The organism is Microcoleus sp. EPA2 (assembly GCA_020882975.1).
Lineage (GTDB): Bacteria > Cyanobacteriota > Cyanobacteriia > Cyanobacteriales > Microcoleaceae > Microcoleus.
In genome coordinates this window covers 50,124-62,810 of the sequence record JAHRFD010000013.1, presented here as the reverse complement: position 1 = coordinate 62,810, position 12,687 = coordinate 50,124, and the positions used below count along the sequence as shown (strand labels likewise).

The window sequence follows — 12,687 nt, the reverse complement described above, 5'->3', positions numbered from 1 at the left end:
CTTCCATATTTTTCGATTCCCACCGATACCAGTTGCCGCCCTATTCTTCTCTTAACAACAACATTTCTGCTTGATATCCGGGAAAAGGATTCATACATTATATTATGCGGTCTGCTACGATTGTGGTGAAATCTTTCCCAAGCTGACAATTTTATGGTTGTAAGCAAAAGTTGCACTTACGTCTCTCCTGAAGATTATTTAGCAAGGGAGAAAATCAGCCAAATCAAACACGAGTATAGACAAGGTGAAATCTATGCAATGGCTGGAGCAAGCAAAGCTCATGTGATTATTACGGGAAATATAGGAACATTACTGAGAAATCATCTTCGGGGTACTGGCTGCATACCTTACATTGCAGATCTGAAAGTTATGCTCAATACATCAAGTTTTTATTATTATCCTGATGTAGCGGTGAGTTGTGATGAACGGGATAAAAATGCTGCGGAAGATTTCATTTGCTATCCGCGCCTAATTGTCGAAGTTCTGTCGCCGACAACAGCGGCTTTTGACAGAGGTGAAAAGTTTGCTGATTACCGCGCTTGTGAAAGTTTACAAGAATATGTGTTAATTAATCCAGAAAAAGTTGGTGTTGATTGCTTCCGCCGGAATCCAGAGGGTTTGTGGGTGCTTTATCCTTACATTCAAGGGCAAGAAGTTGAGTTAAATAGTGTTAATTTTAAATGCGCGATCGCCTCAATATATGAAGATGTCATCGGGCTTGGTTGATTTTAACTAATGACTATTTTTTTTTCCTAGCTTTCCAAGTGCCACCATAGGCGTACAAAGGATTATTTTTACTTAGGGATTCCCAACACTTAAGACATACAAAAAACCACAGCCCCGATTCATCATACCGCACACGGTAGAGAATCGGGGCTGCTAGGAAACAACGATCGCAATTTTTAATCCTAATTGCTCTAGCCATGTTATATCAAATCCGTTAGCATCGGAATAGTAAATTCGAGTTCACTGTTCACTGTTCACTGTTCACTGTTCACTGTTCACTGTCAACCGTCAACTGTCAACATCACCTGACGGTGTAACCGGAAATGATATTACTTTATGTTAAGCAATAACCGACTCTTGAGGGCGGGCAAAAATCATTCTGCCTGCGGTTGTTTGCAGGGCACTGGTAACAACAACTCTAGCTTCAGCACCAACGTAGCTGCTACCAGCTTCCACGACAACCATTGTGCCGTCATCCAAGTAGCCAATTCCTTGAGAAGGTTCTTTGCCTTCTTTGCGGATTTTGAGATCGATGGTGTCTCCTGGTAAATAAGTGGGACGGACGGCCTGAGTCAAATCGTTAATATTCAAAACTGGTAGTTTTTGAACGGTAGCTACTTTCGATAAATTGTAATCATTGGTGAGCAAAATGCCGTCGATATCTAAAGCAAAACGGACTAATTTAGCATCAACTGTAGCAATATCTTCGTAGTCAGCCGAGTGAATTTGAATCCGTTCTGGATAAGTTTCTTTGATGCGGTTGAGAATATCTAAGCCGCGTCTACCTCGTACTCGTTTTTGGTCGTTGGCGGAATCAGCTATTACTTGCAATTCTTGGAGAACGAATTGGGGGATGATAATTTGACCTTCGAGAAAGCCGGTTTCTAGTAGATTTTCAATTCTACCGTCAATAATGCAGCTTGTATCGACAACTTTGGCACTGGCTGGTTTAAAAGTACCCTCAGCCATTAACACTGTCGTGTCTAAGCTTTTGGGGTTGATCAGTCGCAGAAAAGCGCGGCCGTGGGTGTCGGTTAAGCTGACTCCTGTAAAACCGAACATGACGCTACCTAAGACTGCGACTAGAGGTTTGATGAAGCCAAACTCGCGGGGAATTGGTAGCAGGAACAGGGGGGCTAGCATTAAGTTGGCTACTAGGAGTCCGATGATTAAGCCGATCGCCCGTGTCAGCAGCATTTCCACCGGCATATCGCGAAATTGCTTTTCTACCCGTCGGTAGGTAGTTTGAGCCACTAATCCTAGCACGAAGCCGATTAATGCCCCAAAGGCTCCTAGTACAGAACTTAAACCTTGTATATTTGTAACTTGTTCCAACAAGTTAGTGGGTAGGAGCTCGACTCCATAAAAGCCGATCCCTCCCCCTGCGATTATGAATGAGATAATTATGATTGCGTCTAGCATTGTTCGAGGTTAATGAATTTGTTTATATTATATCTTTCCCGTGCCGATAGTTTTTTCTGGCTGACGGACGGATATCGCTCTATTTACTGATTAATTTTCATAAACTTATTTTTCGTGGTTGTCACTTTTGGGGGAGTTGCGATCGCCCTGTAGACCATGAGTCGCCCGCGATCGCATCTACAAAATTGCTCGATGGGGGCGGATGCGGCGGTCGCTTCGGGAATTACTGCTACTCAAAACAGTTTGTGGTTAAACTGAAATAGGCGATCGCCTATTTCTCATGCAGTTAACAAACTGTCATAAAATACATAATTATTATTGAAATTTTAATTAAAATTCAAGATGAGAAATTGCAGTTTTCAGGTGATATTGAATGAAAATTACCACAGATTATTTAACATTTGAACGGGACAAAGGGGCGCAAAGGGCAAATTATGGGATTCCCAGTTCGGCTTACCTGCACATACCTTTTTGTCGCCGTCGCTGTTATTACTGCGATTTTCCGGTGTTTGTAGTGGGCGATCGCAAAAATGGCGAGAATTCCGGCACGATCGTGCAATACGTAGAGGTACTATGTCAAGAAATTCAGAAAACGCCAAATAAAGGGTCAGCCCTGAACACAGTTTTTTTTGGTGGTGGTACACCTTCGCTGCTGTCAGTGAAACAATTAACCACTATTTTAGAAACTCTCGACAGCCAATTTGGCATTGCTGCTGAGGCAGAAATTTCTATAGAAATAGACCCAGGTACCTTTACCTTAGAACAGTTGCGGGGATATGTAGCCGCGGGAGTTAATCGAGTTAGTTTGGGTTCCCAAGCTTTTCAGGATGAATTGTTGCAAGCTTGCGGGCGATCGCACTCTGTCGCTGATATTTTTGCATCAGTAGAAATAATTCGAGCAGCGGGTATAGTCAATTTCAGTTTAGACCTAATATCGGGACTGCCCCACCAAACGGCTGATGAGTGGGAAACTTCCCTGAGATCCGCCGTAGCAATTTCCCCCACTCACCTGTCGAGTTACGACTTAATTATTGAACCCGTCACAGCTTTCGGCCGCTATTTTCAAGCAGGCGAACAACCCTTGCCTGCGGATGAAACCGCTGCTCAAATGTACCGTTTAGCGCGAGAAATTCTCACCGATTCTGGATACGAACATTACGAGATTTCCAATTATGCTCGGCCCGGTTATCAGTGTCGCCACAACCGCGTTTATTGGGAAAATCGCCCTTATTACGGTTTGGGAATGGGGGCTGCGAGTTATGTGGATGGAGTGCGGTGGACGAGACCTCGCAAAACTCAAGAATATTATGAATGGGTGCGATCGATTTCTCCCATCGATTCCCAGGATGATGCTGACTCGACCATTAAGCAAAATTTGTCCCTGTCAGAAAATGAAGTTTTGTTAGAAACCTTAATGCTGGGTTTACGTTTAGCAGAAGGGCTGAGTTTGTCAGATTTAGCTGATAAGTTCGGTCAAAAAACCGTTGAGAAAATTTGGCAATCTTTGCAACCCTACTCGCGACAAGGGTGGGTGGAAATTGTGGCTGCTGATGGGGCGATTCCCGACGGGATAGCTTCGCTTCACACAACTTTAAATCAGGGCGAACTGCTACCACTTTCCGGGAATTTGAGGTTAAGCGATCCCGAAGGTTTTTTATTTTCCAATACTATTTTGGCTACTTTATTTAACAAGTTATAGGAAAATATAGCCATTCTCCGATCCGGTGCTCAGGGACAGAGCGCCTAAGTCCTAAGTAGAAGGAAGAAGATCGATGTGAAGAAGGAAGAAGACTTATGCAGTCAGCTTTTCGGCCATCCGTATTTTACGTTTAATTAAGTTGATTGACTTAGAACCTAGGGAATTGTACGGGAGCTAGCCGAAGTATAGGGCATTAGTCGTTGCTTTCGATCCGCCGATTAAATCGATCCCTATGCTTTTAATCTCAAAAAGGAAGTTGTTTAGATAGCTCCCTGACCAAGAATAAATAATAAGTAAGCCTTAAGATAGACGCAGGCTATTAAATAGTGATGTCATACTTGAAAGTAATGATTTAAAAAGTAATTTAATGAGCACTCTACTTCTAGACCGCAAGAAAATAGCCCAAAAACCAAGCCTTGTAATGGCGGAGCGCGATTGCCATTCTATTTCTAAATGTACTTTTTGCCATCACTATCAAATGCAAACAGGTTCCTTTGGTCAGTGCCAATTGTTGAGCGCACCTGTTATGGGTGCATGGGAATCTTGTTCTTTAGGTACGCCTGTCTTTGCACAAGCTTGAGAATAAATTAAGAAGTTTAAAGACAAATTAAACCGTTGAAAGACCTAGGGAAATAACATGATTATTGCCATTTAAAAAAAATTGTGTTAATTTGGTAAGTGTCAACTTTTTGATTAAATCACCTCCTGACAAAAACAGCAACTTAAGAACATGAATTTAACAATTAACTCCGTAAATTCCGATCCCTCTGTAAAGATTCTGTGTTGGTATATCAATACTACTAACAAGATTCAAATTGCTCGGATTACCAATATTCCTGATTGGTATTTTGAGCGCACGGTATTTCCGGGAGAACGTTTGTTGTTTGAAGCACCACAGCACGCTGAGTTGGAAGTTTCCCGGAGTACGGAGAGTGGTGCAATTGTGTGCGATCGCATTGGGTGCGATCGACTACAGGTAGAAGAAGTAAGTACACTTGATTAAAAATCATTGCCAAAAGCCAGTCACACAGGCCCAAAAGCCTGTGAAATCAGTCTGGCACAGGCAAGATGGCTGTGAATTACTCCATTCAAGAACAGGCAATAAGCCTGTCCCACTTTTAATTAAAAAAAATTAAAAATAATTAAAAATACCAATACTAAACTATAAAACTAACCCTATTTAATATTAAAACTCGATGTCCCTAACCACAGAAATTCTCTCTCAACTGCCTGGAAACGCCCTCGAAGGCTTACTTCAAGTCGATCGACTCTGGGAAAACCTCAAACAAAACACCGCACCCACACCCCAAGTCATCGAGTACAGCCCACAACCCCTCGAAACCATAAACTTCGACATAGTTATCAGCGGCGCAACCCTAGGAATACTAATCGGTACAGCCCTAGCCCTGCAAGGCTGGCGAGTTGCCTTACTCGAACGTGGCATCCTGCGAGGCCGCGATCAAGAATGGAACATTTCCCGCAAAGAATTAGACGTATTCTTAAAACTAAATTTGCTATCCCTTGAACAAATAGAAAAAGCCATTGCTACCGAATATAACCCAGCCCGCATCAGCTTTCCCGATACCCCAGACATTTGGGTACGGGACGTACTCAACATTGGAATCGACCCAGTTTACCTCCTCGAAACCCTCAAACAGCGCTTTCTCCAAGCCGGAGGTAAACTATTTGAAAATACACCATTTAAAAAAGCAACCATTCACCCCAATGGAGTTGTCATAGAATCTACCAATACAGATGCGCCAGCAGCCCCAAATTTATTTACAACCAGATTATTAATAGACGCAATGGGACATTTTTCACCCATTGTGCGACAAGCCAGACAAGGTAAAAAACCCGATGCCGTCTGCTTAGTAGTCGGTAGTTGCGCCCAAGGATTCCCCAAAAACGACACCGGCGACATATTTGCATCCTTCACCCCAATGCAAAATCAGTGCCAATATTTTTGGGAAGCATTTCCCGCGCGAGACGGGCGCACCACTTACCTATTTACTTACCTAGATGCCGACACAGAAAGATTCAGTTTAGAAACATTATTTGAAGAATATCTACGCTTGCTGCCCCAATATCAAAACGTCCAACTTCACCAGCTCAAATTTCAAAGAGCACTCTATGGATTTTTCCCTTGCTATCGCCAAAGTCCCCTCAAAACCCCTTGGAATCGGATTCTCCCCGTCGGAGATAGCAGCGGCAGTCAATCTCCCCTCAGCTTTGGTGGTTTCGGCGCAATGGTGCGTCATCTTCAGCGCTTAACTCTGGGAATTCACGAAGCTTTGACAAGCGACAGTCTCAGTCAAAATTCCCTGGCACTTTTGCAGCCCTATCAGCCAAATCTATCCGTCACCTGGTTGTTTCAGCGTTCCATGAGTGCGGCGATGAATCAGAAAATCGCCCCCAATCAAATTAATCAACTTTTGTCTAGTGTGTTTCAGGTAATGGAAGAGTTGGGGGAACCTGTACTCAAACCATTTCTTCAGGATATCGTGCTGTTTCCGGCTTTGTCACAAACGCTGTTTAAAACTGCAATTAGTCATCCTGGATTAGTGATGAAAATCATCCCCCAGGTGGGAATACCTAATTTGTTGGATTGGATGGTTCATTATGTAAATTTAGGGATTTATACGGGATTGCAGCCTTTGGCTAAAGCTGTAGAACCCCAGGTGAAGCAGTTGTCACCGCAGCAGCAATATTATTTTCACCGATTAATTGAAGCCTGGGAATACGGCGCTGGGGGCGATTATTAACTGATAAACAAACAGGCAAGATGCCTGTTTTACAAGACACATATATATAAGTTGTGAGTTATTACGGTGCTATAACTATTAAAGCTTTAGGAATAACTCGAAATTTCGCAGGAGTATGAGTTGTGATTTCACCATCGGTATTAATCGCAAGACGTTTGGTAGTATACACCTCAATTTCTTCAGATTCCAAGGTGCGAACATTAGACCAAATAGCATGATTGCCTTGCCTCATGGCAGGAAGTAAAGCGATTATTTCCCACCAATGATTTGTTTCCAAACTGTACAAATCTAGTCGCCGATCGTCTATGGTTGCATCTTCCGCAATCGTCATGCCACCGCCGTAGTAGCGACCGTTACCAATCGCAATTTGAATAGTTTTTACATAAAAAACTTGGTTATTTGTATGAATTTCAGCTCTAAAAATTCGGGATTTCCAAATTACTTGCAACGCAGTAAAAGCATAAGCTAAAATTCCCCAGCGCTGCTTGACTTCTTTAGTCAGTCGTTCGGTAATTTGCACGCTCAATCCCAAACTGGCTACATTAAAAAAATGCTGGCCGTTCACCCAACCTAAGTCTATGCGCCGGACTTTCCCCCTGGAAATTATTTGACAAGCTGCTGATAAAGAGGTAGGAATTCCGAGAGTGCGAGCTAAGTCATTGGCAGTTCCCATGGGCAAAATACCCAAGGGCAACTGAGTGTCAATTAAACCTTCGATGGCTGCATTGAGAGTGCCATCTCCACCGCCGACTATGACTAATTCCACCAAATTTTGGTAGGATTTGATGATTGCTGAAAGTTGGTGAGGATGGTTGTTAGACTCTACAATTAACTCAAAACCTAGTGCTTGCAATTGGGCATTTGCTTGAGAGAATAAATTTTTCCCTTTTCGGGAGTGTTGGTTTATTAACAGTAGAGCTTTTTTCATTTTTTTAGTGTTATTTGTTATTTGTTATTGGTTATTTGTTATAACAATAAAGGTCAACTATCAATTGCCCACTCCAAACGTTCATCTACCTCCCTGCTGAAAAAAGCTCAACTAAAATTATGTCTAATATTTTAGAACAAGCGCAAGCCGCTGCCGATCGCCAAAACTGGTCTGAACTTGTCCAATGCTTGCAACAACTGCCACTCAAGGAACAGCAGGCGCTGGAAACACAAAATTTAGACAAGGCCGTAAGTTTGTCCATAGAAGTCTTAGAATGGGGCGATTTTCAAGATCGATGGGATATTGCGAAAATATTGCCCAATCTGGGAACTAGGGCGATCGCACCCTTAATCGATATACTCGAAAACGAAGACGCAGATACCGAACAGCAGTGGTTCGCCACCCGCATCCTCGGAAAGTTCGATCGCCCCGAAGTGATTGAAACTTTAGCAAAATTAGTCAAAAATTCCGACGAAGAATTGAGTCAAATCGCAGCGGAAACCCTGGGGAATTTAGGGCCAACAGCAGTCGCATCCCTAGCAGCTTTGTTATTGCAAGCAGAATCCCGACAGTTTGCAACAGAAGCACTGGCTCAAATTCGCCACAGTGAAACCATCGTACCGCTGTTGAGTGTAGTCGGAGATTCCCAAGTTGCAGTGCGGTTGGCTGCGATCGAGGCGCTGAGCACCTTTCACGACTCGCGGATTGGGCCGGTATTGATAGCAGCACTCACAGATCCAGCCACAGCAGTCAGAAAAGAAGCCGTGCGAGCCCTAGGAGTTCGTTCGTACCTAGATGCAGAATTCGATTTAGTTAGTTTGCTGAAACCTTTGTTGTGGGATATCCGTTTGGAAGTTTGTTATCAAGCTGTGATGGCTCTGGGACGGCTGAAAACTGATGTAGCGGCGGCGGCTTTATTTGAATTATTGCGATCGGTAACAACTCCGGTGGAATTGCAAATTGAAACTGTTCGGGCTTTAAGCTGGATGGAAACGAGCGCCGCTTGGGAATATTTGCAACAAGCGCTAACCGGAGGATTTAATAACATTAATTATGCTGTTTGTCAAGAAATTATTACGGTGTTGGGGCGTCTGTCAACGCCGGAATTAAAAGGCAAAACTGCGAAGATTTTGATCGATTTTCTCGAAAGTAGTCATGCCGCAGCCCAGCAGGTGGAAGTCCAACAATCTTTAGCTTTAGCTTTAGGTCAATTAGGAGATTTCAGGGCGCTAGATTGTTTGATTCAACTGTTGGCTAACCCAGATAGCAGAATCAGGCTCCACAGTTTATCAGCGCTCAAACAGCTAGGTGAGGCTCAGGTGAGGCAGAAATTAGAAAGTTTACTGAAAGAAGATAATTTGGAACTGGGGTTGAGAAAGGGAATTGCGATCGCATTACAAGAATGGTAGCAACATCAATCTAAAAACAGAATACCGATATCCCCGACTTCTTCAATAAGTCGGGGATATACTTTGGTATCGTCCTGTATTCATCTATCTTCTCCTCTGGAGAATCTGTGGCTGGAGCGGTTGAATCTTTTCCAAACAACTTTAAACAATATTAGAGAATCCGTTGCCGAACTTTCTTCGGCTAGATCATCCATGTTCTTTGTGAATTTGCGATATCGCACTTGTCACTCGCCCCAAATCCCCATCATTTAAATTAGAACCAGAAGGTAAACAAAGCCCATACTCAAATAACTCTTGGGCTACCGCACCGCCGATACATTCACAATCAGCAAAAACAGGCTGTAAATGTAAAGGTTTCCAAACCGGACGAGCTTCTATTTTCTCTTGGGCCAGCGCGAGACGAACCTGTTCTCTATCTGTACCAAAAGCGACCGGATCGATTGTCAAACAAGTCAGCCAGCGAGTAGCTTTTCCAAAAGCTGCTTCCGGCATAAATTCGATTCCCGGCAAGTTTTCTAAAGCTTGTTTGTAAAATTCAAAATTGTGCCTTCTTGCCTCTACTCTTTCCTCTAAAACCTGCAATTGTCCCCGACCAATTCCCGCTAAAACATTACTGAGCCGGTAGTTATAGCCAATTTCAGAATGTTGATAGTGAGTCGCGGAGTCGCGGGCTTGGGTTGCTAAAAAACGAGCTTTTTCTATTAATCTTTGGTCGTCTGAAACTAACATTCCGCCGCCGGAAGTGGTGATAATTTTGTTACCATTGAATGAGAAAATGCCGATTTTACCAAAGCTTCCAGGCGATCGACCTTTGTAGCTAGCCCCTAGAGATTCGGCTGCATCTTCTATTAGCGGAATTTCATAAGCATTGCAAGCTGCTAGAATTGGGTCGATGTCGCAACTTTGACCGTAGAGGTGTACGATGACAACAGCTTTGGGTAATTTACCAATTTTTGCTCGTTTGTCAAGGGCTTCTCGGAACAAGTTGGGGTCTAGATTCCAAGAAGTGCGATCGCTATCGATAAAAACAGGTTTTGCACCAAGATAAGTAATCGGGCTAGCAGTCGCAATAAAAGTCAGAGTCGAGCAAAAAACTTCATCTCCCGCACCGACACCAATTAATTTGAGAGCCAAATGCAAAGCTGCGGTACCGGAAGTAACAGCCGCTGCGTGTTTAGCGCCAACTACTTCGCAGAATTCTTGCTCGAAAGCGTCTATATGGGGGCCAACAGGGGCGATCCAGTTGGTGTCAAAGGCTTCTTTGACGAACTCCTGTTCGAGGGAACCCATGTGAGGTGTTGATAGCAGAATTTGTTTTTTCACTATGTAAAATAAACTGTAAGTAATGTTTCCAATTACCACTTTGGGCTATTTCAACCCGGAAGCAATAATTTTTCGCAGACTAAGTATACAGCACTTTTAATCTGCTGGTTGCTAATTGGTTCCACCATAGGGATACAAACCAAATTCATCATTTATAGACTTACTCAAAAATACCAATCTATACTTAAAAATCGTTTTAATCAGAGAGCAAAAAAAAGATTTCCCAGGAATTTGTAATTTCCTTACTTTTGACCGGGATAACAAAAAAAACATTAACTTTTCTCCTAGTAATTCAAAATATTAGTATTCATTAAAACAAGTTTGGTTGGTCAACTCCGTGAATATTTTACCTTACCTCTGAAGGTAAACGATAGGCAGGAAAAAACTTTGAATTGAGCATTTCTTCTGGTTTTACCCCTAAATATTTTGCTCGTAACTCAACCAGATGATGATATTTTTCTTCATCTGTAATCAGACGCATAGTAAAGAAATTGTGCCTTTCTTTGGAAAAACCAGACTTGAATATGTAAAGACTATCTTCCTTAGACCCTCCCACACCACCTCCCATATGAAAAAATTCATTTCCCCGTTCTTGAGACCAGTATCTGCCATAGTCAAATATTAAACTAAAAGGAGACTCACTCAAAAACTCTGTTTTGCTTCCGCCCAGGTGAACCTGAACTATACCACCACATTCTAGAAATATGGAAGCACTCGCAATTTGATTCTCCTTTTCTACAAGGCATAAATGAGTGTGTTCTCCTAATTTTGCTAAATCTTCAAAATACTCACGTCCAAAATAATAGGATTTACTCGCTTCCACACGATCCATGGTCTCTTCATAAACTTCCATAAATTCATTGAGGTATTCCAAATAAGGGACTATTCTTGCGGTTAATCCTAATCGTTTGCACTTATTAATTGTACTTTTATGACCCTTTCTAGTCCGCGACTTAATTTTACCTGTCGAAAGTTTTAAGTCAACGGAGACCGTCTCGCCATTAGGTGTAAAAGTCCCTGGTTGACAAATTTGATTTAAGTTGTCATGAAGGATAGGATGAAGCCGAAAAAAAGCGGAACATACACCTTTATTCCTCAAAACTCGCTTGAGTTCGTTGATGGCAAAATCTGGAAATCCTGGGGTGTTAGCTGCGGCTTCACTTAATAAAAATCCGGGATATCCGTAGGGAGAGATAACGTCAAAATTTTCCAGATCTGATAATTCAGTTGGCACGAGGTCATGGCAGGGACGTAGCAAATAAGGCAAGAATAAAATCTTCTCCCCATCAACTATCAAAAAAGCTTCTGGAGTTGTGTTAGTTCTTTTTGAATCTAACAATAAATACTCAGGTAAGTGATAGGTATCATGGCGAATTTTCGCCAATATTTCCAGCCATAATGGGTTTTGTATATCAAGGATTGAAATATTCATCTGCCTTCCTCCAACAAGTGATAGGTATAGTCGGAAATTTTGGGTAATTTTTAGCGTGATAATCTCGCGATAATTAGGTGTTATATTTCAAAGGATTGAAATGTTTATCTGTCTTACTCCGACCACAAAACAGGAAACACGGCTGGATCGTGGAAATCAGGCTCGCCGTTGGGCAATTTATGGCACAAAAGTTCGTTAAGAATGTGAACTTCTTCGCCTTTTTGATTCCAAAAATGCCGATATTGGTTAGCTTCATCTTGTAGGTGAATTGCCATTGCCAAACGGATGCGATCGCTAGTGTTAGGGTAGCTACCGTGAATTGTCCAACAGTGATGAAAGCTCATTTGACCTTTCTTTAAGGTCATCGGTAGTTTGATGATTTGCTCTCCTTTAGGGCATAAATTTTGTTCTATTTCCTCAAGATTCGGATTGTTAAAAGATCGCATATTTTCAAGTCCAGACCACTTGTGGCTGCGATCGAAAACCGCGATTGGACCCATCAACTCGTCGCAGTCTTGGAAAGGTATCCAAGCTGTGAGCAAATTATCGGAGGTACAGGTTGACCAGTAGGCGCGATCGACGTGCCAGCCGATAGTAGTTTTGCCACTTTTGGGTGGCTTAGAGATGATTTGGTCGTCTAAAATGCGAATTTGCTTGGTTCTTGCCAGTCGTGCGGCGATCGCGCCGATAATTGGTTGAAGGGCAAATTTCCGCAAAGCGTTACTTTGCAATGAAATAAATTCGTTGTTGCGAGTAACATCTCCATCTTCTGGCTTCCAGTTACAGTATCCGCTACTGAGAGGAAGTACCGCATCTCTTTCTCCTTGATAAAATTTTTCGCAAGCTAAAATTGCTTCGTCAATCATTTCATCAGGGATAACTTTTTGGGAAATGTACCAGCCGTGTTCTTCGTAAAACTGCACATCTTCTTCTGTCGGCAGAAGAGATTTCTGTTCATCTGTTAAAACTTGAGTTAAAGTTTCCAT

At 42.5% G+C, this 12,687-nt stretch carries 10 protein-coding genes; 5 read left to right on the top strand and 5 right to left on the bottom strand.

What is annotated here, in order from left to right:
* Positions 1-153: 153 nt before the first annotated feature.
* Complete coding sequence (locus AAFP14_RS13730) at positions 154-726, top strand: Uma2 family endonuclease (protein ID WP_341732807.1); 573 nt, start codon at positions 154-156, stop codon at positions 724-726.
* A gap of 339 nt (positions 727-1,065) precedes the next feature.
* On the opposite strand, the gene AAFP14_RS13725 is transcribed toward AAFP14_RS13730, so the two are convergent.
* Positions 1,066-2,148: a PIN/TRAM domain-containing protein gene (locus AAFP14_RS13725; protein WP_341732806.1), complete on the bottom strand. Its 1,083-nt coding sequence runs from the start codon at positions 2,146-2,148 to the stop codon at positions 1,066-1,068.
* Between the two features lie 373 nt (positions 2,149-2,521).
* Between AAFP14_RS13725 and hemW the strand changes: the two genes are divergently transcribed.
* The 3 genes from hemW to AAFP14_RS13710 all read left to right on the top strand — a co-directional run bounded on the left by hemW (position 2,522) and on the right by AAFP14_RS13710 (position 6,609).
* A complete protein-coding gene (hemW, locus tag AAFP14_RS13720; RefSeq protein WP_341732805.1) occupies positions 2,522-3,847 on the top strand; it encodes a radical SAM family heme chaperone HemW in 1,326 nt (441 codons plus the stop codon).
* A 730-nt stretch (positions 3,848-4,577) separates the two neighbouring features.
* The gene (locus AAFP14_RS13715) at positions 4,578-4,850 is read left to right on the top strand and encodes a DUF1830 domain-containing protein (protein ID WP_341732804.1); all 273 of its coding nucleotides are present in this window, start codon (positions 4,578-4,580) and stop codon (positions 4,848-4,850) included.
* Positions 4,851-5,043: 193 nt separating this feature from the next.
* Positions 5,044-6,609 (top strand): FAD-dependent oxidoreductase, encoded by a 1,566-nt coding sequence (locus AAFP14_RS13710; protein ID WP_341732803.1) that lies wholly within the window; start codon positions 5,044-5,046, stop codon positions 6,607-6,609.
* Positions 6,610-6,670: 61 nt separating this feature from the next.
* Here AAFP14_RS13710 and AAFP14_RS13705 read toward each other — a convergent pair whose 3' ends face one another.
* Positions 6,671-7,537, bottom strand: coding sequence for a lipid kinase (locus tag AAFP14_RS13705; protein WP_341732802.1), 867 nt, complete (start codon positions 7,535-7,537; stop codon positions 6,671-6,673).
* Positions 7,538-7,656: 119 nt separating this feature from the next.
* Between AAFP14_RS13705 and AAFP14_RS13700 the strand changes: the two genes are divergently transcribed.
* On the top strand, positions 7,657-8,946 hold the full coding sequence (locus AAFP14_RS13700) for a HEAT repeat domain-containing protein (RefSeq protein WP_341732801.1): 1,290 nt from the start codon (positions 7,657-7,659) through the stop codon (positions 8,944-8,946).
* Between the two features lie 186 nt (positions 8,947-9,132).
* Here the strand turns inward: AAFP14_RS13700 and AAFP14_RS13695 are convergent, their stop codons facing one another.
* The 3 genes from AAFP14_RS13695 to AAFP14_RS13685 form a co-directional block, all read right to left on the bottom strand.
* Positions 9,133-10,308: a DegT/DnrJ/EryC1/StrS family aminotransferase gene (locus AAFP14_RS13695; protein WP_341732800.1), complete on the bottom strand. Its 1,176-nt coding sequence runs from the start codon at positions 10,306-10,308 to the stop codon at positions 9,133-9,135.
* Positions 10,309-10,615: 307 nt separating this feature from the next.
* Positions 10,616-11,701: a FemAB family protein gene (locus AAFP14_RS13690; RefSeq protein WP_341732799.1), complete on the bottom strand. Its 1,086-nt coding sequence runs from the start codon at positions 11,699-11,701 to the stop codon at positions 10,616-10,618.
* 113 nt (positions 11,702-11,814) lie between these two features.
* A complete protein-coding gene (locus tag AAFP14_RS13685) occupies positions 11,815-12,687 on the bottom strand; it encodes a phytanoyl-CoA dioxygenase family protein (protein WP_341732798.1) in 873 nt (290 codons plus the stop codon).